Below are 25,726 nucleotides of genomic sequence, written 5' to 3' on the forward strand. Positions count from 1 at the left end.
TTTACTACGAAAAAGATGCTCCAGGACTGTAATTCGCTCTTGTTTTTGTACTGGTTCGCACCAACCACCAGCTCTCTGTTACAGGGAAACAACAACTACTGCTTTTCCTTTCAATGCATGACTATTTTATTTTCAAGTTGGACCACTAAAATACAAAAAGTCCCTACTGAATAAATCAGTAGGGACGATATTTATCGCGGTACCACCCTAGTTGTAGACTATATTTCTGTCTACCTCTCTTCACTGTTAACGATCATTTGACCGCTTTTCCTTCATAAAGACAATAGTATCTTTACTACGAAAAAGATGCTCCAAGACTGTAATTCATGATTATCCCTGTACTGGTTCACACCAACCACCAGCTCTCTGTTACAGTAAGACTAACCACTACTGTGATCTCTTCATTGCACTTTGTTTATTCAAATGTTTTTGAAATTGAATAAGTATGATTCGTATTATAGAACGCTTTTCAAAACACTGTCAATAACTTTTTATATATTTTTAAAAATTCCACTTCCGCCCTATGATTCCTCTTGTAAATTCTCCGTTACGATTCCGATGCGAATTATTTCATTTTCTATTAAATTTAATACATGTCTTTCTACTTCATACCTGGTTAATAGTTCTTTTATTTGTATGATCTCACTTTCAAGTAAATCGGCTTCTTGACACGTCTGCAGTAAAGTGAAAAACACATTTGCATACAATTCTTTATACGCTTTCATACGCTCTTTCTTTTCAAGTATCTCTATAAACAACTGTTTCATTTCTTCTTGATTAGATTGTCCCTCCACACCTTGAAATTTACTAGAAATAATATTTAATCCTTTTTCTAAAACCTCATCCATGCATAAAACAATACGTAAAAGCATCATATATTCTCTCGTTGTTATTACGCCCATTTTCGGACGTTCTCTTAAAAACACACTAAGCCACGCTGTCCAAAATTTTTGTTGTTCCTTACCACTTAACGTTTTTACGTAGTAGCATAAATACTGCATAAACTTAATTTTATTCTCTTCGTTTTCTTGCATCAAAAGTGGATATAACCAATCTGTTTTTTGTTCCCAATATAATACGCATTTAATAAATACAAAGCTAAGCCATTTTAAAAATGCTTCTCTCGTATATGGATGTAGTGCATCTAAATGTTCTACTGCATACTTAATATATCGTCTTATTTCTGTAAACAAAGGTAGATTAATTTGCGTATAACATAATCCCGCCCACGCATATTTCGTAAGCTCACTTTCTTTCTTTAAATCTAAGTAAGGTAGTACATTTTTCCGACACCATTGCTTCTCAATATGGTATAAAAACGTAATATCTGCTGTTAAACGAGCTAACATAAAGTTCGTTCGTTCCGAAGTAACCCTTACCTGTTCTTCAAATAAAAATAAATATTCATATACATTGCGATCATATAAGTGATCGTACGCTAACAGTTTTAGCAATACAGCTGTCATCTTCCCAACAGGATGCTGTATAGACTCATTGTAAAACTCTTGTTTTCCAATTTTAAAATCTGTTTCCCCTCTCATAACATGTGGAAATACTGAAAAAGCAAAGCGCTTTATAACCCGTATACTGTTTTCTTCTAGCTCTTCTAATCGATTGCTAATTTCATATAGAAAACTACTAATTAGCCAATGAAAAGTAGTATTTCGAGAAAACTTCTGCAATAACGGAATAATCCTTTGAATTTGCTCACTCGTTAAATTCCTATTATTCCGCCATTCTCTAATACACACAAACCATACTTCATTACTAATTTCGTGCACGCCTACTAGTTGATAAGCAAACGAAATACTCCACTCTACATTCAATTTACACGCTTTTGATAACATCTCTAAAAAATGGCGTTGTTCAAAAACACCGTCTCTTGAAAATTGCCGAACTTGCTCCATTATTTCATCGTCTTTCAGCTGCAGTAATCCATCAGCTGTTACATTGCATGTAATACGTTGTTCATTTGCCTCTTTCTTTGGAACACTGTATAGATCTGCAGAAAAATGGGGGTGTTTCTGTTTCATTAGCTCGTATCCTTCCGCCGTACACTTACTATTCGAATCACACGTGAATAGTAAGTCTAATACAAGACAAGCATCAAACGCCCTCTCTTCTGCAAGATACTCTAATACATGTTGAATTACTTCTTCTTTCGTTTCCTCTAAAGCATCTGCGTAATAATTCTTTAAAAGTTGAAACACTTCATGTTTACATGTGAAATCTAACAGAACATCTACATGTAACAGCCACTTCAGTTTGTCATCCGCTGTAACGAATACATTATTAATCATTGCTTCAATTGCAATTCGCTTTTGAAGTACACTATCAGTTTCTATCATTTCTGTAATATAATGATTTGCTTTTTTCTCATTGTTTTCACATAAATATGTAAGACACTCTTTTACAATTTGAATTAAAAATGTAAAATCATTTTGCTGTAACTCCTGCTCTGAAATTTCTCTATCTCTTTTTTTCAGTGCATTTTGTCTTAATGACAATAGTTGTATTTTTTCTAACCCCGTAACCATAATCGGATTTGCGTAGCAAGTAATATGTGGTCTCATTTTCTCTTTCCAAATTCGCTCCACATGAGAAAAAATAGGCATCGGTATACGACTCGATTCCTCGAGTTCAATCGACTCTTGCGTATCATTTCCCCATTTTCTTACACGCTTCAATTTTAGTTTTCCATCTAAAATAAACGTTAGTAACAATAAAGCAATTTCTTTATGCTCTGGGAAAGAACATTTTTGCAGTAAGTATGAAATCATTTCAATAGAGCTACTATCTTTTTCTGCCGTTTCTAATATAAGCAATGTCCATTTTGCAAACAACAAAGGATCCATCGTTTCTTTCGTATCGTTCAAGTAAGTACAAATTATTCGCCACCATAACGGGGATATTTTAGAATGATTTTTAAAAATCAATTGAAATAGTTCTTTTTGATGACTAAATAGAAATTGCTCCACTAACCATTCCGCAAGCAATTCATCTACTTCATCATAATTTGCTGTAAGCAGAAATAAATTTCTTAGTTTCCCTTCTGCTTCAAGCCATTCCACCCATTCATAATCACGAGCAAATTCAACGAAGTACCGAACGGTTTCAATTTTTTTTATTGACTGTTTTATATAGGATAATTGCTCCTGCTCTACTGATGGAGGAACGGTTACAATATCACGAATACGCATTCTTTTCGTAATATAATTATCCCCCATTAATTCCGCCCACCGCTTCACCGCTTTCACAAGCGCCTGATGATTATTTGCTTTATTCGGATACACAATCGGTCTTATCCCTAAATGCTCCCAATGATATGTATTATCACCTTGTGCGACGAAAGCATAACGCCTTGTACTTGGTGGTAAGCCTGTTGCTAAATATTTCATTACAGGATCATTATGACTATACCCAACGAATAAAACAGTGTAATTTGAGAATAAATCAACTAAAAATCGTCTCGCCCATCCTTCTGTTAAGTAAGCCCTTCCAAAATCACCATCCGTTAAAATTAAAGCTTCTTTCTCTTGTTCTACATTCCCATGTATGTAAGCCAACCCTTTAAACGCTCTCCCTGTCGGTAAAGCAGGTGCATAATAAATATTCAGCTCTCTATTCATTTCTGTAATTACAGACGTAAAATGTTGATCAAAGTTTGTCGTTACAATTCGAACATCTGTATCTAACGGAAACAGCCTTGGAATCGCATAGTGTAATGGATTTGGTTTTGATTTTTCTATATTAACGAGGTCTCTTGCAACTTGATGCACATCTTTCGTTTTCGCAATTTTACCGAGATAATAATCGTGGGGTTCTGTCATCTCACGCCTTTCGACATATAAAGCTTTCGAAATTTCATCAACTAAATCATCGAAATTCGGTAAGTTTGATTTCCCCTTCATAGAAACTCCTGCTCCAACGAATAATACTAACTTACCTTGTTCAAGGTGATCGATTAACTCATCTGGAATTTCTACTTCTGAAGTTATCCACATCCCGGATTCCCCCTTACCTAAAAATGTCATACGCTCTCATTTCACTATAACATTTTTTAATTGTTTTTTTAATATTTAGATAAAATTTCAGCATGATAAAGTTTTATATAAATTAAACCGTTCCAATGTATGAACTCCTGAATTTATTGTAAAACTATGTATAAATGGGAGGTGTAAATATTGAGTGATATTACTGTAATACTTATCAAATTTATATCATGCATCATCGCTTTTAGTATCGGACTAGCTCTATTTTCCCCAGCAACGCTCGTCCAAATCATTTCTTTTAGTCTCTTCGTCACAATCGTTTCTTATATGTTTGTTGATAAAATTATTTTAAATCGAATTGGCAATTCCGCTGCCATTATGACGGATTTCTTACTTACGTATTTAAGCGTTTGGATTTTTGGTAATATTTTATTAGACAACTACATGCAAATTGCATGGGGCAGTATCCTTTCTGCCATCGTCTTTACATTATCAGAAGTAATCGTCCATCGCTTTTCTAATTCCCACACAAGGCACAGCAATGATAACATTCGAATTAATCGCCGGTTTGCATATGGCACGGAGTTTGCTGAAGAACAGAATGTGTTGGATAAAGATAAAAAGAAGTAATGTTTTGATGAAGGAGCTCCATCGCCATCAAGCTAAAAAAAGCTAATCCCCTCCAAAACGAATAAATTGACATCTCCAAGAGAAATTGTACATTTTTTGTTTTTTGGTGTAATAAAACGCTTATGTTGATGAGCGTGGCATGTGTGCTACCCCTTCTAAAAAAGTAAAAAACAGTGTTTATCGAGAGTAAACCATCTTAACTGTAATAACCAATTAAAGAAAAGGGCAGAAACTGTATCCGAAGATCCAGATTCTGCCCTTTTCTTTAATCGCATTTTTCTATTTGGTCGCCTTCTTCACCTGCATTTTCTGCCGAACTATCTGTTCCGCCTCCCACTGCATGTTGCTGTTTAGTATTAGAACTTTCGATGGCAGCATTGGTTCCCGCTGCACTATCTTCTCCACCACCACTTGCCACTTGAGTAGCACTAGCCTGTTCCTTACGGGTTTTATTAATTTGATTATTGATGATAAGTACAAATTCTGCCTCTTCATCCGAAGTTTCTTTTTTCATTTTATGCGGCTCAATCTGGTCCCCACTAATTCCCTTATTTATGGCTTCTCCTCCAGCGCCCACCGTTTGTTGCTGTCTGGTATTCGATGAATCAATTGCTGCATTACTTCCTGCTGCACTGTTTTGTCCGGCCCCACTGGCAATTTGTGTTGTATTCGGTGCAAGTGTAATCTGATTATTAATGACAATGACAATTTTTCGTTTATCAGCAAGATTTCCCAAATTAATTTCTTCTCCATCTTTTTTTACAAATCGAAACGTGATTTTTTCATTGTTTTCCATGTTCTCCCCCCTTTGTAATATTAAATGACTGGAGAATGATAATGGATTGGACAAGCGTATTTTTTTTATAAATATGTACCCCCCCACAATGAAGGGTGTATTATCAGGTTCCGGTATTTTGCTCGTATTAGGTACGTCGACTTGACGACAGTCCAGCATCCGCCGAATTTCGGGATGCATGGAGAATAACCTTATAGGAAATATAGAAAGAGAGATTAGTAGAAACATTGGTATATAAAGGTTTCTAGGTTTCATTTTATTTTTCTACTTTCCTTTTTTTATTTAGATTTATCAGCCAAATATCTAGCATAGTGAATTAAATTTCTAGCTACATCTAATTCAAGATTAAATATATTAGGTACCCCTGGTCTCCAATTCACCTCAAATAACCACAATTTTTGATCTTTATCAATCCCTACATCAATTCCTAACTCATCAAATACTACATCCTTAAATAAAGAATTAAAATGGTTAGCAAAAGTTACTGCAAATCGTTCTAAATGCCTTTTAATATTATACCAATCGTTATCAAACTCCGCTTTTAAAAAAACATCTAAATAAGTACTGTAACCACCCTTAGCCATATTTGATACAATACTTCCTAATGGACCTATTCTCGGGAATATAGAAGTAACAACCCACCTTCCTTCCCCATTTCTTTGAACATGCAATCGAAAATCATAAACATGACCAGATTTCATTTGACATGAAATAAACTGTTGAACTATGTAACCTTGCTCTTGAATCTTATCAGATATAAAGCTCCGTAATTGTTTTTTATTAATAGATGAAATTTGTTCTGAATCATTCATACTGTAATTCATCCCATTTTTTTCAATGAAAATAATACCACTACCTTGATGTCCAGAAATTGGTTTAATAATAAGTTTTTCAAAACGATTAAACATGTCAAAAAACTTATTAACATCATTTAATTCATAAAAAGGAATAAGATATTGCTTAAATTTTTTTGCTCTATTTATTCTGTTATATACACTTAATTTATTTCCAATTGAATGACTTGTAAAAGGAACTTTTTCATGTAGATAATCATAAATTTGCTGATTTTTATCACTAACATGAACACTTGCATTGTAAATAACATCTGGAAAAGAAAATTCTTGTTCAATCCACTTACCATTTTCATAAGTTTTACCTAAAATCTTCTTCGTTTCTATATTTACTTTCCCTAAAGTAAAATAAAAAAATTCCACACCTTCAGCTTTAGCAACAGCAGCATAAGTATATGCTTTCTTTACGTCATTCGGATCTTTCCGATGATGAAGCATACCAATTATAGTCATGTTGGTTCTTCTTCCCTTCTTTCTAAAGATCTTTTTCAAAACAAATATCAAATTCATTATATATATATTCATGTTCTCCCTCATTCAACCATTTTTCGAAAAATCCAGAACAAGCTTAACCTCATTTTAATATTCTACCTATAGAAATAATAAACCTGAGGTTTTATAAAATGATAAATGATAAAGGTTAAGGTGACATAAAATGGATACTATCGTTTTCATTGAAACAAATAAATCTGGATCAAGTAGGGAAGCAATCAAAGCAGCTGAAAAACTTAATTTCTTTACTGTCTTGTTAACTAAAAAAACAAAATTTATTAATGAACGCACTACATTCCCTGATGTACATCAGATGATTTTCACTGATATAAATGATTATGATAATATAATTACAACAATTGAAAAATTAAAAAAATCAGGAAAAAACATAAAAGGGATCTTTAGTTTTATTGACCCTTTTGTTTATGTAGCTGCACGTTTATCAGAAAAGTTTTGCTCACATTCACATATTGTATCTACTAAAGCTATCTATCGTATGGAAAACAAAATATTAACTCGTAATGTACTTAAAGAATTACCAATCTCACTCAACTATTTAATTTACAAACCAACAGAATCATTATCATCTTTTCTTGAAAAAACTAAAGAGATGAATTTCCCTCTTATTGTAAAATCCCCTAAATCAACAGGATCAAAAGATGTATTATTAGTAAAAAATAAAGATCAATTAATCTTATCTATACAAAGTCTTTTAAAAAAACTACCTAATGAAGAAATTCTCCTTGAAGAATATATAGATGGACCTCAGTACTTAGCTGAAATTTTAGTTCAAGATGGAAAAGTCCATATTATAGCAATAATTGAACAAGAAATTACACTTTTTGAACGCTTTATTGTTACTGGTTATTCTTTACTAGGACAGGTAGACAAAAGACTATATAATAGTCTTTTCAATGCAGTTAATTCTGTTATTCAGGCTTTTAATATGAAAAATGGAGCGTGTCATCTAGAACTTCGTAGAATAAAAGATATTTGGAAATTAATTGAGATAAATCCCAGAATATCAGGTGGAGCAATGAATGACATAATTGAAATTGGACATGGAATCAACTTAGTGCAAGAGACTATTCAGTTAATGTTAGGAAATAAACCTTCACTAAATAAAAAACATTATAAATATGTGTACGCTCATTACCTAACAGTTAAATTTAAAGGAAAACTAATTCGAGTTACAGGAAAAAACCGTAGTTCTAAATATCCTGGTGTAGAGAAAGTCTATATAAAACCTAAAAAAGGAACTATCTTAAAACCACCTACATCAATGGGACATCGATGTGGATACGTTTTAGCAGCAGCCTATTTTAAAACAAAAGCTAAAAAAATTGCTTTAGAAGCAGCTAAAGAAATTTCATTTGAAATCCAAAAAGAATAAAAACAACATATATACACCAACAGATAAAAATATACTAAACATCATATCTCTTATAACTCTAATTATTATAATCTGTCATTACTCATAATAAAAAAGCTCACTCCTCATCTATTTTTATATGAGAAGTGAGCTTTTTTATATGGGCTATACACCAGCGAAACTCCCATTAATGCCGTACGATGCGTTAACTTATGCAATTAGTGAAAAATTTAATTTGAAATTCGGTAACGCAAAAATTTCAAGCGATTTAATAAATATTTGTGTGGCTGGTACAATATGTGTAATTTTCATTCAATCATTAGGCTCGATCAGAATCGGTACACTAATTGCCGCCCATTTTATCGGCAAAATTTTTGAGTGGATGATACCAAATTATCAACCAACTCTTCTACACTGGGTATTTAAGACAGAGAAAACTGCCTAAGGAGTCATAATAAAGTATAGGAACAGGGGAATGTCTAATTTGTAGATGTGTATTTAGTAGAGAAGTGCAAAACACTAATTATACGGATTATGATAGTGAATTTTCCCTTCAAGGGATAGCACCACATCGCGATCAAGCTAAGATTAATTTGTATCCATATAATCAAAAAAGATGCTATTTTTTTTAGAAATATACAGAAAGGATGGTGTTTTGTATGACTCTATCGATTCAAGATGAGTTTCATTTATTCGCTGAAAAACTACAGTGATTTCTATCTCCAAACATCCTTCAACAGCTCGCGCAGGAGACGGGTTTCGTAAAACGTAAAAGTAAGTACGGTGCTCAAAATTTGGTCGCTTTATGTATTTGGATTAATCAACACGTAGCAAGTGATTCCCTCACTCTATATCGACCGTAAATCGAAATTTCCCGGCATTTTTTTATTTGAAATCGATTTATCGACTCACTTCGACAACTTGTTTTCAAATAAAAAAAGCGGCCACTCTTTTAGAGACAGCCACTTTCCCACTTATGCTTCCACTTTCAAATCTTTAAATGCAACAACATCAGCAAATGCTCCAAACACTAAGTTATGATGTTTCACAATATCTTCAGCACGCAATACATCTGTATCAAACGTACTATGCGCATCACTCACTAATGTTACTTTATACCCTTCACTAAACGCTCTTCGCGTTGTCGTATCAACACAGTACTCTGTTTGCATTCCTGAAATAATAACATGCTCAATCCCTTTTCCTTGTAACACTTCGTTTAAGTTTGTCTTATGGAATGAGTCTGGAGTCGTCTTTTCAACGACAAGCTCCCCTTCTCGCGGAGCAATCGCCGCATGCACTTTCCAGCCATCTGTACCTTTTTCTAACGGATGATCTTTTGGCCCGTTATGTTGTACATAAATAACCGGAATACCATTTGAACGACATTCCCCAATGAGCTCTTGCAACGTTTCTAAAAACTTTTCCCCATTATGTACTGGGATTCCTGCTGTATACATACCCGCTTGCACATCAATAACTATTAATGCTTTTTTCATTTCGCGCATCCCCCTTTATTTTTATAAGCCCCTGCATATTTATTATAATTGTTTATATTCTACCATCCAACAATCTTCTAATTTCCCTTCATGCAGTTCATGTTTCTCTAGTACTTTCACCTTTTTAAACCCGCATTTTTCATAACAGCTTATCGCACGTTCATTATTTACTTTAGGATCCATCGCTATCGCTTCTGCTCCTAAGTTCTCCATTATGTATGTAATTGCTGCTTGAACAAGTTTTGTTCCAATTCCTTTTCCCCAAAAGATCGGTTCACCGATAAATTGGTCCATGCCCCATACATTCTGCGATTCTTCATATCCATATAACGCTTTCCATTCAGAATCAACTGGATACATTTGAATGTAACCGATTGGAACGGCATCAAATTCTATTAAACATCTTTTTTCATGACCGTTTGGATGATGTATAAAATGATCAAGCACCTTTTCTACAGATTGCGGATTATCTCGTCCTTCGTAATACTGCAGGACTTCTGGGTCTGTTAGCCATTTTGAAATGATAGGTGCATCGTTTTTTATTACGTATCTAACTAATAATTGTCCCTTTTGGAATAACATAGGTCACCTCCTTATTAGTTACTCTTATAATAACTTTTCTATATGCGGATAGTAAATTTTTCAAACAGCTTTACTTGCGTAATCCCACAATAAGAAATTATTCTGTTCAACCTATACTGAGTATCATAAACTATTATTTAACTAACTAAAAGAATGTTTCTCATAATGAAGTTCTTTTGTAACAGGACCTAAAAAACTAAAACAATTTGGAGATGAGACTTTGAAATCAACATTAATTATTCTTCGAGGAAACTCCGCAAGCGGCAAGACAACTATCGCAAAAGAACTGCAAGAGCATTTCGGGCAAGGAACACTTCTAGTCTCACAAGACGTCGTGCGCAGAGATATGCTAAAAGTTCACGATACAATGGGTAACTTATCTCATGATTTACTATTTGAAATTACGAAGTACGGAAAAGGAAAATGTGAATTTGTTATTTTAGAAGGAATACTAAACAGTCATAGGTACGGTGAAATGTTAAGAGAATTAATACATTATTTCGAAGGAAACGCTTATACATATTATTTTGACTTATCACTTGAAGAAACGATTAGACGGCATAATACTAGAGAAAAACGACTTGAATTTGGAAAAGATTTATTGAGTAAATGGTATAACCCACACGATACAATTGAGGTTAATAGAGAGACTGTTTTTACAGATGATTTCACGCAAAAAGATATATTTCATGCGATTATTACTGATATTACGATACAAAAATAAGACTGACTCTTTTTGTCAGTCTTATTTTATTATGTTCCTTGTATTTCAGTTTTCATAACGGAACAATCTTTACATAAGTAATAATATATATTCATCTCACCGAACAGAAAATCAACTACTGAAATAAGTTCCCGTTCTTCAAAATCTTGTGTAATTGTAGCAACATATTTCATCTCTTTCGAACAAGTTGGACATCCTAAATCTTCTGGAACATCATCGTATAGGGGCGCTCCTAACAATCTACATACATATTCCGAACCGAATAAGTCAAAAGCTTCCCAGTAACTATCTTCATCAGTAGGTATATCTTCATTTTTCATATTCGTTAGCTTTACATTAGTTTTTGGAAGATTGACCGGTAGCTTATACTCAGCTTCCATAATCCACTCTTCCGTATTGTCTTGTTTTATTATTTGTACCGTTTTTCCCCCATTACTTAATTAAAAATATTGCGACTCCCACACCATCGCACAATTCAAGCAAGAGATGAATGGTAATACAATCAATTCATCATTTTTAAGTTCAGCAAGTTTCTCATCTTTCAAATCAAAACAAAAAATTTGATGCATTTTCTCACCGCATAACTTACACAATGGTACTTCACAATCTTGACCACCGAAATAATGATTATATGAATCTTTCCCTTCCATTACTCTATACCCTTTTATTCCATCCCAATGTTCGCCATATAATTCCATTGTCATATTCTATCCTCTTCTCGCTTATAAAGGTAATCCTCGATACTAATCTTTTAATAACTTTCGGTACATAAAACATTTTTTATTGTTGCTAATCATCATTTTTCTCATTCTTATCACCGTTATCTTTTTGGTATGAATACGATAATAAAATAATAACAATTTACAAGAAGACTGAGTTCTGTATCCATTCTGACACTATAGGGATTTGGAACGTTATAAACCCTAGTATAAGACTAAATAAAACAATTACTATTTTATGAATATTTTTTCCTATTTATCTAATTGTATTTTAATAGTGATAGAAGAACAATATGGTTGTCAGAAATACAAATAAGGATTATATAATTCAATAGGGTTACTTTTACTGCTCACGGTACTCAGCAGCAAAATTAAGGTTTTATTATTTTACATATACTTCAAATTTTTCCAATGAATCACATTAAGGTAAAAAATAAAAGCCAGTCTCAATAAAGAGAACTGACTTATATTTGGATAACCATTATTATAAAACTTTTACTTTAACAGTTTGTCTTCCCCAGTTCATAGCTTTACTTTTTGAACCCATTAAAACATCAATACGATTTCCTTTAATAGCACTACCAGTATCACCAGCAATAGCTTCTCCGTAACCTTCTACCCATACTTTAGATCCTAATGGGATTACCTTCGGATCTACTGCGATAATTCTCATATTAGGATTTACCGTTAAATCATGACCCATCGCAGTTAAAACGCGTCCACCATATGTACCATTTTCACTTGGATCAGCAGTATATGCTGTCGCTACTACCGTTAATTCACGTTTAGCAGACTGTGTGTTATTTTTAGATACTTCTTGTGTCTTTGTTGCTTCTTTTGCTTGCGTTTCTTCTTTCGCTTTTTCTATTTCTCGTGCTTGCGCTTCTTTCTTAGCCTTTGCTATTTCCTGCGCTTTTGCTTCTTCTTTTGCTTTTGCTATTTCTTGTGCTTTTGCTTCTTCCTTAGCTTTTGCTATTTCTTGTGCTTTTGCTTCTTCCTTAGCCTTTGCTATTTCTTGTGCTTTTGCTTCTTCCTTAGCTTTTGCTATTTCTTGTGCTTTTGCTTCTTCCTTAGCTTTTGCTATTTCTTGTGCTTTTGCTTCTTCCTTAGCTTTTGCTATTTCTTGTGCTTTTGCTTCTTCCTTAGCTTTTGCTATTTCTTGTGCTTTTGCTTCTTCCTTAGCCTTAGCCTTTGCTATTTCTTGCGCTTTCGCTTCTTCTTTTACTTTTTCTATTTCTTGTACTTTTGCTTCTTCCTTAGCTTTTGCTATTTCTTGTGCTTTTGCTTCTTCCTTAGCCTTTGCTATTTCTTGCGCTTTCGCTTCTTCTTTTTCTATTTCTTTTACTTTTGCTTCTTCTTTAGGCTTTACTATTTCTTCTGCTTTCGTTTCTTCCTTAACTTTTACTCTCTCTGTTACTTTTGCTTCTTCTTTAGGCTTTACTATTTCTTCTGCTTTCGTTTCTTCCTTAACTTTTACTCTCTCTGTTACTTTCGCTTCTTCTTTAGGCTTTGCTATTTCTTTTACCTTCACTTCTTTCTGCTCTTTTGTTGTTTCTTTCGCTTTTGCTATTTCTTGTACTTTTACTTCTTTCTGCGTTTTTACTTCTTCCTTTGCTTTAACTGCTTTTTGTACTTTCTTTTGTACTTTCGCTACTCGCTTCGTTTTCTCTTCAGCTTTCTTTTCAATTGGTGCTGTACTTGATAGGAAAGAAACATTTGCATAGGCTGTTTTTCCTTTATACTCAAATTGCAGCCATCCATCTTTTACTTGATGTGTTGATTCAATTACATCATCTTGTTTCAGTCTGCCAAGAATTTCTGATTCTGTGTTTGCTTCAGTACGTACATTTAATAGGTTTGCTGTTACATGATAAATATCTTTTGTATACTCCGAACTTACAAACAATTCTTTACCATTTAAATCAATTTTTGACCATCCTTCTTCAGTATGTATGACCTTTAACTTTTGTCCTTCTTTTACTTTTTCGACAACTTTTGATTCCGTAGTTGGCTTTTCACGTACGTTGAGTACATCCGCTGTTACGATAGTTTCTGCGATAGCAGATGTGGTAAAAGCCCCCAATCCAAGAACTGTTGCTGTTGCTGCGCCAATTATTTTTTTCATAATAGCCTCCATTACATTTTTTTGAATTCTATGAAATCCTTCCATAAAATTAGGGGGTTCCACAGAGTATCAAAACATTTGTAACAGTATATTAATACCACTTAATATACTGTTTTTAAAACTTCCTACTCCAATATTATCAAATTTTCATTTCTAATTCTATACATTATAAATCTACTTATCTTCTATAAACTCTTCATGACCTTCTACTTCACACTAGATAGTTGTCGCAATTCCAGCCAAAAATAAACTTACAATTGCTAAAAATGGCGTTCCAGCTATTGCACCTCTTAAGTGAAACTTATAGTCTTTATATCCTTTCATTCCCTCAGTACTAGGAATAACAGCAAATCTTGGAGTAATCCAGCAAAATATAAGCCAATCGATTATTAATAAATCTACTAAATTGAAAATCATTACAATCCCAAAAGTATGTAAATAGGCTTCAATATACAATAATTTCCCATGGTGATGTAGTATATATGTAGAAACTAAAGGCGTTCCGAAGAGAATAATATTGTAAATAATTCCGAAATAAAATGTTTGTTTTTTTTCATTTATCGATTTTGGCAATACTACTTTTTGAATATCTTTCGGATAATCATTTAACCAAAGGCGAGGATTATAATATGTAGACCCTAATATCATAATAGACAGTATAAAAGACATGGAAATACCGACAATCACCATTTGTTCAAATTGCCCCACAAATGTCCCTCCTTATTTGAAATTTTGACGTACGTAATTCACTTAATTAGACATTGTATGCATGTTATGACTTAAAAATTATCTAATACCATTAATAAAAATTTTCATTACAATCCGCTTTTTCCTAACGTCCATTCTTATTTCTTGCAATATGCATGCAAATTTAATAAAGTGAACATCTAATTAGTGTTGTTGAATTTCGCTAATTATTACAGAGTACATATTTTTTAATTTACATAAAGAATGGATTGGTGAAACGAATGAAAATCGAACATATAGCAATTTGGGTAAATGATTTAGAATTAATGCGTACTTTCTATACAAAGTACTTTAACGGTAAAGCAAACTCTTTATATCATAACGAAGCAAAGCAATTTGAATCTTATTTTATTACGTTCGAATCTGGAGCAAGGCTTGAACTTATGCGTAAAAAAGGTATAGAAAATGAGCCTAACCTTAATATTACTGGTTATGCACATATGGCATTCTCAGTTGAAAGTGAAGAACGTGTAAATGAACTAACAAAAACGTTAAAAGAAGCTGGTTCTCCTTTATTAAATGGACCACGTTTCACTGGAGATGGCTATTACGAAAGTGTAATTAGTGATCCGGAAGGCAATCAAATAGAGATCACTATTTAACTATCGTTTATCTTTTCTGAAGAACTAATAAAAATTCGTTTGGAGGAACCCTATGCATAAACTGCATTTCAAAAAATTTGAAGCAACAGATTTTAGTCCATATTTCCAGCTCGTATCAAATGAAAGAGTGATGGCACAAATTACAGAGCGTGCTATTCCGCTAGAAGAGGCACAAAACGACTATGAAAAATTGTTAAGGCGCAATGAAAAGCATAAACTGTTTGGGTCTTATAAAGTTTATGACAGTGCAACAAATGAATTTATCGGCCTTGGACATGTAACAGTGAATGAAGATAATGTAAAAGAAGCTGAAATTGGGTATATGATTTTGCCAGAGCACTGGGGAAAAAGATATGGTAGTGCAATTGCAAAGGAATTAATAAATATAGCGAAGCAGACAGATGTAATCGTACTAAAGGCAATTATCGATCCGAGCAATACCCCCTCTCGGAAGATTTTACTAAACGTTGGTTTTACATCTGAAAAAGTTTGCGAGATTGATGGATTACCTGGGGAGATTTTGAGTACATATATTTAAATATATAAAAAAGCAATGCTACATTTGAACTAGCCGTAGCATTGCTTTTATCTTTTATTATTATAAAAGTCCATTTTCACTTTAATACGAACTAAATCATTATTTCTTTATCTCGTCTACTACACTTTGAACTAAAGAGATAAGAGCTTTCTTTGTATCCTCATCTGTTATTTTTGCATCATCACTAAATTTAGTGCGCACAGATGGGATTAATAGCGAACCATTTTGAACGACAATTGTATCTAGCATACCTAGCGTAAGTAATAATGATTCATGAGCTTTATCCCCTCCAGCAATCGACGGTGAAGCTGTTATAATAGCAACTGGCTTTTTATAAAGTTCCGCTGATGAAACAAGCCATTCTAATGCATTCTTCAAAACTCCTGGAATACTTTTTGCGTACTCTGGTGTACAAATAATAAGTGCATGTGCTTCACTTAATGTCTTTCGAAATTCTTCAACAACAACCGGTGCTCCAACTCGATCTACATCCGGATTAAAATGAGGTAGTTCCTCTATCCCATTATAAATAGTGTAATCTATACCTTCTGGAATAAATGCTGCTAAAGTTTTTAATATGTTTGTGTTGGATGATCCTTCCCTAATACTTCCTGAAATCGCTATGATTTTTTTGTGTATACTCATATGATCCCCTCCTACAAACATCATACTTATGCAGCCAGAGAAAAATCAAAAATATTGAACTATTTAACAAGCTGTACATTCATCAATTTTGACATCTTGCTTTTGATTCCCTAATAAAAATACTACTGTCTATAAATATCTTTACTTGTTAATTTATAAATAACTCGAAAGGCTTCTTGGTCTCCAGACTCCATTTTATACAGCCATTCTTTTAATTCTACTTCATCCAAAATTACGTTACCCTCTCATGATCTTTCACACTATATTCGCCCGTTTCTCACAAAAGGTTCATTTTACATAAAAATTTATTTATTACAATAAAGATATACTATATATTTTACAGAAAGGATGATTCGTATAATGAACAAAGAAGACAAACTTTATGCTGAAAATGTATTAAACCATCTCTTCATAGGAGCACAAGTTGATGGATTGCAATTTGGTATTTCTCCAGCAACTATAAAGATTCATTTTACAAATTTTGAAGCTGCAGTTGACTATGATGGGCAATTATATGTCAACATCGAATCGAAATGGTTTTTATTTATTAATCCACCAGAAAAGTACCCTTCTAATGAGGAGGAATTTGACGATTATACTGAGGAGGAAGAATATAAGAGAATTTTTGAAGTAAGAAGACAAAAAGTTAAAAACATACAACTTGCTAATGAATCTCCGCATTTATTTATAACATTTGAGAACGGACAAATCATGTTTGTAAATGGTTTTCATAATCACTATGAATGCTGGCAAGCTGGGGTCCAATTTGAGGATTGGCTTGTAGTTGCTGCACCTGGAAATGAAATCGCTACTTGGACTCCCGATGAATTTACTAATAAATAAGCTGTCAGAAATCACAATATAAAAAGTATATCTTGCACAAGGGGCAACAGATTTACGTAAATCAATTGATGGACTAGCGACTGTTGTAAAAGAAGAATTTGAAATTTTAAATCACCTCGTTTTAACAGGAAAAAGTGGCATTTTTACTATTTCTAATATTCGCTAATGCTTATTGCGTGATTTGGTTCCATTGCTACACAAACCCCAATACCCACCCTTAGCTTGATGGGCATGTATAGTGCCCCCTATTAGCATCAACGAGAAGGAATAGACCTTGTAAAAAAACATTTATAATTCCACTGATACGCAGAAAAATAAAAAGAGAATAATTCAGAAATCCCCTATGAATCATTCTCTTTTTATTTTCATATTTTAACATGCTGGATATGCATTAGAACCCAAATAACGTTCTTTTACAAGTTGACGATGATGAAGCTCATGACCAGCAATTATGTTTGCTAATGCAAGAACCGTGACTTCAGAATTGTTCGCAATTCCCCTTTGTAACCAAGCTTCTTTATCTAAACTTTTAAGCAAATGCATAGTAGATTGGCGAACAACTATTAAATTCTCAAGAAGATCTTGCATAGATTGCTTATCAAAAGCTGCTCTAAGAACATACATATCATCGTTATATCCAGGAAGTTCTGCTGTCTCGCCTCTTGCTATGGAAAGCAATCGAAATGCCATAATACGTTCAGTATCCGCAATATGACCGATTACTTCTTTTATACTCCATTTATTAGGAGCATATCGAAAATGTCCCTCACTATCAGAAATATCCTTCAATAAAAGATTTGTTTCCTTCATTTGTTGCTCTAAAATATGTACGATATCTCCATCTGGTATTAAATTTATGTACGTTGAATAATACGGATTATATTCATTTGCTTCTGGTCTCTTTTGCATGCTTATCCTCCTTTTTATTTTATCTTTATATACAACTTATCATAAGATATTATCATATTAATCCGAAAATTTAAATTCCAAAACAAAAGATCCCCATCCTATAGGATCACATTAACAAGGCGACTCATCCCCAAGCCCCCAACTAAACCATCTCCCATGCCCTTCCATTTCCCCAACAGTTTCACAATATTCGTTTCCGTTAATATAATAATCAATATGAAGGTCCCGGTCCCACATGTTGTTATATAGGTGGAATACATCACGTTTTGCACCAATTTCTTTAATTTGTTTTTCTAGCGTATGTTTTACATTTTCAGGTATTTGGTTTGCTACATGTGTATGGAAAATACAAATAACAGCATCTTCCCTTATTTGCTCTGCAATGGCCGGAAGAAGTGCTACACCGTCCCCTTCAATTAATTGCACTGATTTTGCTTTTACAAGCGTTGCTGCTTGATCGAATAGTTCCAGTCTTTCTCTATGTTCTGGCCAAATAAGAGCACGTAACCATAAATAATCTTCTTCATCATTTAAATCGTTCACATGTAAATCTAGTCCGATTCTTTCTACGACAGGTGGACTTTGTTTTAAAAAGGATGGCTTCTTATCCCCTTTTATTTCTGATTGTAAATGAACATTAGACTGTGTGTTTCCAAATACCTCTTCCGTTCCATATGAATAACGATATTGATCCCAAAACAGTTGTAATCCCGCACTTGTACCAATTTCTATTAACGCTAACGGTTTGTTCACTTTATTAAATATGTAACAGAAACTTGGATATAAATAGGCACATCGCCTTACTTCATTCGTTTGAACGAGTTTCGTTTGTAATAAAGAGATAATTTCTTCTCGATATTCATGGCAAAAATCTTTAAATTGATGAAAGGCATTTTCAAAATTTGTATCAGCATTTTCAACTAAACTATGATAATACCTTTTTAAACTGTGTTCTTTTCCTTTTAACAATAAATAATGGACTGCACCTAATAATAAGTTCGGGATTGGCTGACCAGGTTGTGCATTGAAAGCTAACGTAAGAACTTCCTCATCTTCAGAAATTTTTATTGCTAAATACTCGTATAAATCACTTGATCCTTTACATTCATTCACAGAAAAATTTCGAAATAAGTTTACGATTTGTTCTCGTGTAAGCATTGGTATCCCTCCTGTTTTATTTCCAGAATAATCTTACCATTAATTTACTCCATTTTTACAAATTTCCAAAGATAAAATAGAGTAATAAAAATATTAGTAAGTTTTTTTGGGATAACATCAAACTGGAATTCTTCTCCAAATTCCGCTTTACTACTATGCTTTTTACCCTTATGACAGAAGAATTCTATGAAATAAAACGTTAAATAGTTTAAAATTATCAGATAACACTAGATATTTTAGTCTATTAATTATTATAATAGACTATGAGATGGTTATATAATTGAGACAAAAAAGGTAAGTACCTAGGTGGGGCCTAGGCGGTGTTTTCTTTTTACGGCTTAGATATAAAAACACCTACTCTTTTTTGCCAATATAGGGGATGGAGAGATTATCATGAGCAACATGCAGCAAAAAACAGACGTTATCTTAATTGGCGCTGGAATTATGAGCGCAACGTTAGGATCATTACTTAAAGAATTGGCACCTGAATGGGAAATTAAAGTATTTGAAAAACTCGCTAATGCCGGAGAAGAAAGTTCTAACGAATGGAATAATGCTGGTACAGGACATTCTGCGCTATGTGAGCTTAACTATACATCCGAAAAATCTGACGGGTCTATAGATATTGGTAAAGCTGTAAAAGTAAATGAGCAATTTCAACTTTCAAGACAATTTTGGGCGTATCTTGTAAAGAGAAACTTAATTCGTAATCCACAAGATTTTATTATGCCACTACCTCATATGAGTTTGGTGCAAGGGGAAAAAAATGTAGAGTTTCTAAAAAACCGTTTTGAAGCGCTTTCAAAAAATCCGCTATTCCAAGGAATGGAATTTTCTGATGCTCCTGAAACATTAAAAAAATGGCTTCCACTCATTATGGAAGGCCGTAACTCTAATGAACCGATGGCTGCAACGAAAATTGACTCTGGAACAGATGTTAACTTTGGTGCGTTAACGCGCATGTTGTTTGATTACTTAAAAAGTAAAAATGTCGAGCTAAACTACAAACATAGTGTTGAAAATATTAAACGCACGAAGAATGGTTTGTGGGAAGTGAAAGTACATGATATGAATAGTGGTAAAATCGAACATCATACTGCAAAATTCGTCTTTATCGGCGGCGGTGGCGGTAGCCTACCTCTACTACAAAAGACTGGTATTCCTGAATCAAAACATATCGGTGGATTCCCAGTAAGTGGACTATTTATGGTATGTAAAAACCAAAAAGTTATAGAGCAGCATCATGCAAAAGTATACGGTAAAGCTAAAGTTGGTGCTCCGCCAATGTCTGTACCTCACCTTGATACAAGATATATAAACAACGAAAAAGCTTTACTGTTTGGACCATTTGCTGGCTTCTCACCTAAATTCTTAAAAACTGGCTCAAATCTTGATTTAATCGGTTCTGTAAAACCGAATAACGTCTTAACGATGTTAGCAGCTGGTGTAAAAGAAATGGGATTAACAAAATACTTAATCCAACAAGTTATGTTATCACACGAAAAGCGTATGGAAGAATTACGTGAGTTTATTCCGAACGCTAAAAGTGAAGATTGGGATATTGTCGTTGCTGGACAACGTGTGCAAGTAATTAAAGATACTGACGCAGGTGGTAAAGGAACACTTCAATTTGGTACAGAAGTTGTTAGTGCAAATGACGGATCAATCGCTGCGTTACTTGGTGCTTCTCCAGGTGCTTCTACTGCGGTTCACGTTATGCTTGAAGTATTAGAAAAATGCTTCCCAGAACGTATACTAGAATGGGAGCCAAAGATAAAAGAAATGGTCCCTTCTTACGGCGTGTCACTTACGGAAAATCCAAGACTGTTCCAAGAGCTTCACGCTTCAACAGGACGCACACTTGGGTTAAATGAAAAAGAAGCTGTTCACAATTAATGAATAGATTAAAAAAACGACATAATAAAAACGTCCGATATATTCGGACGTTTTTATTTTCTACTAGAAATTATACTTATCGATATTATCTTTCGTAAATACAACTCGTTCAGGTAATACGATAATACCATTTCCTTCTGCCTCATAGTCATACCCTTGAATAGAGTTCGGCTCTACTTTCACTTTTCCGATTCCTTTTACTTCAAAGCTATCCCCGACTTTTAACTTCTTCCCTTTTACAACAATTTCATTTGCAACATACGTTGCGAGGGCACCTTGTTGTTTTACATCCCATAATCCAAATTGTTGTACTGTTCCTCGTTTTACATAATCACGCATAACGTTCGGTGTCGAAAATCCCGTTACGACTACTTTCTTATCCATTTTCAAATTCTCAGCTGCTTGCGCCATTGCTGGTAGTGCTGTTGCATCTGGACATATTACTGCGTTAATATCCGGATATGTTTTTAAAATACTCTCTCCTACTGATAAAGATTTTTGCGCATTATTTTCACCGTATTGCGTCGTTACAATTTCCCAATTCGGATATTTCTCTTTAATAATCTCTTTCGCCTTCGTTACCCATTGATTTTGATCTGTTACAGTCGGGCTTGAATAAAAGAATGCTACTTTTCCTTTATCTCCAATTTGCTTAGAAGTCATTTCAATTAATAAGTTTGCTAGTTGGTCTGGTGTACCTTGGCTAATATAAAACGAACGGTCTTTCGGATTCACATCAGAATCCCACGTTAATACGGTCATCCCCTTTTTCTTTGCACGTTGTAATGATTGCGAGAGACCATCAACTGACGTAGATGAAACCATAATTGCATCGTAGTTTTGATTAATAAAATTGTTTATATATTTTACTTGCCCTGATACGCTCGCTTCAGAAGGTCCATCATATTTCACTTGTACACCTAACTTATCTCCCATCTCTTTTGCACCTTCACCGCCTGATGTAAAGAAGCCAACTCCCGTTAATTTCGGAATGAATGCAAATTTCACATCATCTGCTTTTTTCTTATCCGCTGTTTGGCTAGAACAAGCAATTAAACCGATTAAACAAATACACATAATAATAACAATCCCCAGTTTTCTCTTCATAACATTTCCCCCTTATGCAAATTCCTTCTTTTCCCCGTAGTGAATCGTTGTAATTTGAAATGTCTCATAATAACAGAAACAATAAGGATAATACCTATTACTACATTAGATTGTTCATTCGTTAAGCCCGTCATTTGCAAACCGTACTGCATAAGTCCTATAAAAATACTCGCTAGTACTGTCCCAATAATACTCCCTTTTCCGCCTGTAATAAGTGTGCCGCCTAATACAACTGCCGTAATTACTGGCAAAATCGTTTCACTTCCAATATCTGCACGAGCTGAACCGAAATACGCTGTTAAGAAAGCTCCTCCTAATCCACCTCCTAACCCAGAAAGTACGTAAGCAATAATCACTACTTTCTTCGTTCGAATGCCGGAATATCTCGCCGTACTTTCATTTGCGCCAGTTAATTTTGCGTAGCGACCATATGTTGTACGGTGAAACAATATCGTAAATACTATCGTTAAAATGACAAGGAGCCATAATAGATTAGGTATACCGATAAAACTACCATTTGCCATTTGCACATACGAATCTGGTAAACCACTTATTCCTTCATAGCCCGCTGCACCCGAACCACCTGAAATAACAAGGGCGATTCCTGCATATAAAAACATCGTTCCAAGTGTAACGACAAGAGGTTCTACATCTGTCATTTTTATAATAAGTCCATTTAATCCGCCCGCTATGCAACTTATTACGAGCGAAATGATAACGGCCAACAGTATAGGCATGCCATTCATCCAAAGTGCTCCGATAAGAATCGATGTAAGCCCCATAATAGATCCTACTGATACATCAATTCCGCCAGTTACAATGACAAATGTCATCGGAATAGCCGCGATTGAAATAATGAGGAAATCGTTCATACTAAAAAGGAGGTTACTAATGTTTAAGAAATCACTATTTATGAAACTAAAGAGAATGAGTTCTACGAGAAGCAATATGAGAAGAACCCCTTCCCATCTATACAAGCTACGTATTCCCCTCATAGATTCACCCTTCTTTCTTCTAGTTGCCGGAGTTTCTTCCATTTTTTTAAGACACTATCTATTATGATGATGAGTAAAAGTAAAAATCCTGAAATAGCACTATTCCAAAATGCAGGTATTTTTAAAAAGACGAGTGAACTGCTTATCACTTCTAAAAAAAATGCACCTAATGCCGCTCCAAATATAGAACCTGTTCCTCCTTTTAAATGTATACCACCTAAAACAGCAGCGGCGATAACTTGCAATTCTATCCCTGTACCTGTTTGATTTGGAACGAATCCAATATTCATTACGAATATACATCCAGCGAGCCCAGCGCTTATGCCTGATATGATAAACGCGTATATTTTCACTTTATCTACATGTATTCCAATAAGCCTTGCACCATCTTCATTATCACCGACCGCATAAAAATATCTTCCAATTTGTACTTTCATTAATAAGAAATATAGTAGTAGTAATATGATAAGAACGGTCCATACCGTTACCGGAATGCCTAACATCATAATAGAAGAAATTTGTTTATACTCATTCGGAATATCTTCAATCCACTTTCCGCCCGTGAATAGTAACATTGCACCTCTAATAATACCGAGCATTCCTAATGTCATAATGATAGCTGGCACTCGAAATTTCGTAACGCCAATTCCATTTACCATACCAATAAGAGCACCAAGTATAATTGCCACAAATATTGAAATAAAGGCACTGTATCCATCTGTTAACAACATCCCGCAAACCGCAGCGCTTAATCCCATAATAGATCCTACTGATACATCTATATTTTTCGTAAACAATACGAAAGATTGACCAATTGCCAAAATAACTAAAATAACGCTTGATTTCATAATTAAAGATAAAGAGCTAAACTGAACAAAACTCGGATTCATTACTCCAACGAAGGCTATGTAAAGAAGTAATAAAATAATAATAGACGTCTCATGCATTTTAAATAAACGGTTCACTCCGTTACACCTCCCTTTCCTCCGTACGCAAGGCGTGTAACTTCATCAATACAAATTTCCTTCTTCTCCAAATGAGAGACGAATCCTCCGTTTCTCATCACATAAACACGATTCGCTAATTGAGCGATTTCTTCCATATCTGAAGAAATTAATATGAGCGCAAGTCCCTTTCTCTTCAAACTTTGTATCGTTTCGTATACTTCTAATCTTGCTTTCGCATCAATACCACGGGTCGGTTCATCAAGAATAATCACTTTCGGATTGCATGCAAGATATTTCGCTAGCACGACCTTCTGTTGGTTCCCACCTGATAAAGACGTCATTTTCTCATTCATATGAGGGACAACAATTCTAAACTGTTTTATATACAATTCGGGTAAAGCGCTTTCTTTTTTGCTATTTAAAAAGAAGCTACTCATACTGTTTAAAGATGCAGATGTTATATTTTCCTTAACAGACGCAATTGAAAAAATACCATTCCCTGCCCGGTCTTCTGGTACATACACCATACCTTCCTTTATTCGCTTATGTACCGAATACTTTGTAATGGATTTCCCATCTAATAAAACAGAACCTGATTTCAAAGGCTTTAATCCAAATATTGATTCAGATAATTCAGTCCTACCTGATCCGACGATACCTGCAATCCCGACAACTTCTCCAGCGTGTACAGTTAATGATACATTTTGAAACGCATAACTAGACGCATTCGTGACGTCTAATACTTTTTCCGAATGCTCTGTTTCCTCTTGTATGATCTCTTTTTTCTCCTCAAGTTTATAACCTTTCGGTAATAATCCCTCCATTAGCATGTCATATGTATAGCTTGATACATCCCCTTGACTTACAATCATTCCGTCACGCAAAATCGCTACTTTATTCGCAATTTCAAAGATTTCTGGAAAACGATGCGTAATGTAAATCATGCCAATTCCTTTTTCTTTTAAACTTTTCATCAGCACAAAAAGACTCTTAATTTCGTGAGTTGTTAATGTCGATGTTGGCTCATCTAAAATAAGAATCTCAGCTTCCCTTATTAATCCCCTCAATATTTCTACTAATTGTTGCTGGGCAATGGATAATGATAACCCTAGCTCATGAAGTTGAATGTTCCAACCTAAGCCTTCTAGCAACTTATTAATTTTATTTCGAAGTTCTTTCTTTTTCGCTTTCATTCCGATACAAATGTTCTCTTCAATTGTCATATGCGGAAAGATGAGTGGCTCTTGTGGTATTAAATATATGCCATGTTGATGTGCCTCTGCTGTGTTTGAAAACTTTTGTATTTCCCCTTTCACATACATATTGCCAGCATCGTATGAATACAAACCCGTTAATATTTTAATTAACGTTGATTTCCCTGCACCATTTCCTCCGACTAAAGCGTATACATCTCCACACTCTAATTGTAAATTGACTTCTTTTAATACAAGTTGATTTGCAAATGATTTACTCATCTTTGTAACTTGTAATAAGGACACCTTCTCCACATGTTGTCACCTGCCTTTATGCAGAACATTTTTTGAGAAAATGATTTTT

At 34.2% G+C, this 25,726-nt stretch carries 21 protein-coding genes, 5 pseudogenes and 2 other annotated features (1 of these 28 running past the window's edge); of the genes and pseudogenes, 10 read left to right on the forward strand and 16 right to left on the reverse strand.

Annotated features, from left to right (window positions below):
• Nucleotides 1–123, reverse strand: a binding site (T-box leader) (it extends 114 nt beyond the left edge of the window).
• A 54-nt stretch (nucleotides 124–177) separates the two neighbouring features.
• Nucleotides 178–414 (reverse strand) — a binding site (T-box leader).
• A 107-nt stretch (nucleotides 415–521) separates the two neighbouring features.
• The gene (locus tag MKY70_RS15530) at nucleotides 522–4,034 is read right to left on the reverse strand and encodes a DUF4020 domain-containing protein (protein WP_341025073.1); all 3,513 of its coding nucleotides are present in this window, start codon (nucleotides 4,032–4,034) and stop codon (nucleotides 522–524) included.
• A gap of 150 nt (nucleotides 4,035–4,184) precedes the next feature.
• Here MKY70_RS15530 and MKY70_RS15535 point away from each other — a divergent pair, with 150 nt between their 5' ends.
• Nucleotides 4,185–4,622, forward strand: coding sequence for a YndM family protein (locus MKY70_RS15535; RefSeq protein WP_341025076.1), 438 nt, complete (start codon nucleotides 4,185–4,187; stop codon nucleotides 4,620–4,622).
• 265 nt (nucleotides 4,623–4,887) lie between these two features.
• Here the strand turns inward: MKY70_RS15535 and MKY70_RS15540 are convergent, their stop codons facing one another.
• On the reverse strand, nucleotides 4,888–5,418 hold the full coding sequence (locus tag MKY70_RS15540; RefSeq protein WP_131247704.1) for a hypothetical protein: 531 nt from the start codon (nucleotides 5,416–5,418) through the stop codon (nucleotides 4,888–4,890).
• A gap of 278 nt (nucleotides 5,419–5,696) precedes the next feature.
• Nucleotides 5,697–6,794 carry a YheC/YheD family endospore coat-associated protein gene (locus MKY70_RS15545; protein WP_131247707.1) on the reverse strand — a complete coding sequence of 366 codons (1,098 nt, stop codon included), beginning with the start codon at nucleotides 6,792–6,794 and terminating at the stop codon, nucleotides 5,697–5,699.
• Nucleotides 6,795–6,924: 130 nt separating this feature from the next.
• On the opposite strand from MKY70_RS15545, the gene MKY70_RS15550 reads away from it, so the two are divergent.
• The 3 genes and pseudogenes from MKY70_RS15550 to MKY70_RS15560 form a co-directional block, all read left to right on the forward strand.
• Nucleotides 6,925–8,154 carry an ATP-grasp domain-containing protein gene (locus MKY70_RS15550; protein WP_341025083.1) on the forward strand — a complete coding sequence of 410 codons (1,230 nt, stop codon included), beginning with the start codon at nucleotides 6,925–6,927 and terminating at the stop codon, nucleotides 8,152–8,154.
• 139 nt (nucleotides 8,155–8,293) lie between these two features.
• Nucleotides 8,294–8,578, forward strand: a pseudogene (locus tag MKY70_RS15555) (hypothetical protein); the annotation flags it as partial.
• A gap of 214 nt (nucleotides 8,579–8,792) precedes the next feature.
• Nucleotides 8,793–8,981, forward strand: a pseudogene (locus MKY70_RS15560) (IS4 family transposase); the annotation flags it as partial.
• A 126-nt stretch (nucleotides 8,982–9,107) separates the two neighbouring features.
• Here the strand turns inward: MKY70_RS15560 and MKY70_RS15565 are convergent.
• Both MKY70_RS15565 and MKY70_RS15570 read right to left on the reverse strand, forming a co-directional pair.
• Nucleotides 9,108–9,632 carry a cysteine hydrolase family protein gene (locus MKY70_RS15565; protein ID WP_341025086.1) on the reverse strand — a complete coding sequence of 175 codons (525 nt, stop codon included), beginning with the start codon at nucleotides 9,630–9,632 and terminating at the stop codon, nucleotides 9,108–9,110.
• A 42-nt stretch (nucleotides 9,633–9,674) separates the two neighbouring features.
• Nucleotides 9,675–10,214, reverse strand: coding sequence for a GNAT family N-acetyltransferase (locus tag MKY70_RS15570; RefSeq protein ID WP_060750456.1), 540 nt, complete (start codon nucleotides 10,212–10,214; stop codon nucleotides 9,675–9,677).
• A 220-nt stretch (nucleotides 10,215–10,434) separates the two neighbouring features.
• Here MKY70_RS15570 and MKY70_RS15575 point away from each other — a divergent pair, with 220 nt between their 5' ends.
• Nucleotides 10,435–10,938, forward strand: coding sequence for a kinase (locus tag MKY70_RS15575; protein ID WP_341025089.1), 504 nt, complete (start codon nucleotides 10,435–10,437; stop codon nucleotides 10,936–10,938).
• A gap of 29 nt (nucleotides 10,939–10,967) precedes the next feature.
• Here the strand turns inward: MKY70_RS15575 and MKY70_RS15580 are convergent.
• The 3 genes and pseudogenes from MKY70_RS15580 to MKY70_RS15590 all read right to left on the reverse strand — a co-directional run bounded on the left by MKY70_RS15580 (nucleotide 10,968) and on the right by MKY70_RS15590 (nucleotide 14,490).
• A pseudogene (locus MKY70_RS15580) lies at nucleotides 10,968–11,642 on the reverse strand (hypothetical protein).
• Nucleotides 11,643–12,141: 499 nt separating this feature from the next.
• Complete coding sequence (gene entB / locus MKY70_RS15585) at nucleotides 12,142–13,782, reverse strand: cell wall-binding protein EntB (protein WP_341074529.1); 1,641 nt, start codon at nucleotides 13,780–13,782, stop codon at nucleotides 12,142–12,144.
• Nucleotides 13,783–13,998: 216 nt separating this feature from the next.
• Nucleotides 13,999–14,490 carry a hypothetical protein gene (locus MKY70_RS15590; protein WP_002032812.1) on the reverse strand — a complete coding sequence of 164 codons (492 nt, stop codon included), beginning with the start codon at nucleotides 14,488–14,490 and terminating at the stop codon, nucleotides 13,999–14,001.
• Nucleotides 14,491–14,750: 260 nt separating this feature from the next.
• On the opposite strand from MKY70_RS15590, the gene MKY70_RS15595 reads away from it, so the two are divergent.
• Both MKY70_RS15595 and MKY70_RS15600 read left to right on the forward strand, forming a co-directional pair.
• A complete protein-coding gene (locus MKY70_RS15595; protein ID WP_033709223.1) occupies nucleotides 14,751–15,131 on the forward strand; it encodes a VOC family protein in 381 nt (126 codons plus the stop codon).
• A 52-nt stretch (nucleotides 15,132–15,183) separates the two neighbouring features.
• Nucleotides 15,184–15,669 (forward strand): GNAT family N-acetyltransferase, encoded by a 486-nt coding sequence (locus MKY70_RS15600; protein ID WP_060750453.1) that lies wholly within the window; start codon nucleotides 15,184–15,186, stop codon nucleotides 15,667–15,669.
• A 99-nt stretch (nucleotides 15,670–15,768) separates the two neighbouring features.
• Here MKY70_RS15600 and MKY70_RS15605 read toward each other — a convergent pair whose 3' ends face one another.
• Together MKY70_RS15605 and MKY70_RS15610 are read right to left on the reverse strand one after the other, a co-directional pair.
• Nucleotides 15,769–16,314, reverse strand: a complete 546-nt coding sequence (locus MKY70_RS15605; RefSeq protein ID WP_012261165.1) for an NADPH-dependent FMN reductase — start codon at nucleotides 16,312–16,314, stop codon at nucleotides 15,769–15,771.
• 90 nt (nucleotides 16,315–16,404) lie between these two features.
• Nucleotides 16,405–16,544 (reverse strand): annotated as a pseudogene (locus MKY70_RS15610) (sigma-70 family RNA polymerase sigma factor); the annotation flags it as partial.
• Nucleotides 16,545–16,674: 130 nt separating this feature from the next.
• Here MKY70_RS15610 and MKY70_RS15615 point away from each other — a divergent pair.
• A complete protein-coding gene (locus tag MKY70_RS15615) occupies nucleotides 16,675–17,157 on the forward strand; it encodes a hypothetical protein (RefSeq protein WP_341025092.1) in 483 nt (160 codons plus the stop codon).
• Nucleotides 17,158–17,191: 34 nt separating this feature from the next.
• Nucleotides 17,192–17,323, forward strand: a pseudogene (locus MKY70_RS30840) (hypothetical protein); the annotation flags it as partial.
• Nucleotides 17,324–17,529: 206 nt separating this feature from the next.
• On the opposite strand, the gene MKY70_RS15620 reads toward MKY70_RS30840, so the two are convergent.
• Complete coding sequence (locus MKY70_RS15620; RefSeq protein WP_341025093.1) at nucleotides 17,530–18,066, reverse strand: DinB family protein; 537 nt, start codon at nucleotides 18,064–18,066, stop codon at nucleotides 17,530–17,532.
• A 111-nt stretch (nucleotides 18,067–18,177) separates the two neighbouring features.
• The gene (locus MKY70_RS15625) at nucleotides 18,178–19,224 is read right to left on the reverse strand and encodes a DUF2332 domain-containing protein (RefSeq protein ID WP_341025095.1); all 1,047 of its coding nucleotides are present in this window, start codon (nucleotides 19,222–19,224) and stop codon (nucleotides 18,178–18,180) included.
• Between the two features lie 393 nt (nucleotides 19,225–19,617).
• On the opposite strand from MKY70_RS15625, the gene MKY70_RS15630 reads away from it, so the two are divergent.
• Nucleotides 19,618–21,120, forward strand: a complete 1,503-nt coding sequence (locus MKY70_RS15630; RefSeq protein ID WP_341025098.1) for a malate:quinone oxidoreductase — start codon at nucleotides 19,618–19,620, stop codon at nucleotides 21,118–21,120.
• Between the two features lie 63 nt (nucleotides 21,121–21,183).
• Here the strand turns inward: MKY70_RS15630 and lsrB are convergent, their stop codons facing one another.
• Genes lsrB through MKY70_RS15650 form a run of 4 tightly spaced genes read right to left on the reverse strand, consistent with a single transcriptional unit; the run spans nucleotide 21,184 to nucleotide 25,677 of the window.
• The gene (gene lsrB / locus MKY70_RS15635; RefSeq protein ID WP_002110487.1) at nucleotides 21,184–22,227 is read right to left on the reverse strand and encodes an autoinducer 2 ABC transporter substrate-binding protein LsrB; all 1,044 of its coding nucleotides are present in this window, start codon (nucleotides 22,225–22,227) and stop codon (nucleotides 21,184–21,186) included.
• Nucleotides 22,224–23,222, reverse strand: a complete 999-nt coding sequence (locus MKY70_RS15640; protein WP_341025099.1) for an ABC transporter permease — start codon at nucleotides 23,220–23,222, stop codon at nucleotides 22,224–22,226. The genes lsrB and MKY70_RS15640 overlap by 4 nt, the downstream gene beginning before the upstream one ends.
• Nucleotides 23,219–24,187 (reverse strand): ABC transporter permease subunit, encoded by a 969-nt coding sequence (locus MKY70_RS15645; protein WP_341025100.1) that lies wholly within the window; start codon nucleotides 24,185–24,187, stop codon nucleotides 23,219–23,221. Before MKY70_RS15645 ends, MKY70_RS15640 begins: the two co-directional genes overlap by 4 nt.
• Nucleotides 24,184–25,677, reverse strand: a complete 1,494-nt coding sequence (locus MKY70_RS15650) for a sugar ABC transporter ATP-binding protein (RefSeq protein WP_341074530.1) — start codon at nucleotides 25,675–25,677, stop codon at nucleotides 24,184–24,186. The genes MKY70_RS15645 and MKY70_RS15650 overlap by 4 nt, the downstream gene beginning before the upstream one ends.
• Between the last annotated feature and the right edge of the window lie 49 nt (nucleotides 25,678–25,726).

The sequence above is a fragment of the Bacillus sp. FSL R9-9492 genome (genome assembly GCF_038007365.1).
Lineage (GTDB): Bacteria > Bacillota > Bacilli > Bacillales > Bacillaceae_G > Bacillus_A > Bacillus_A mycoides.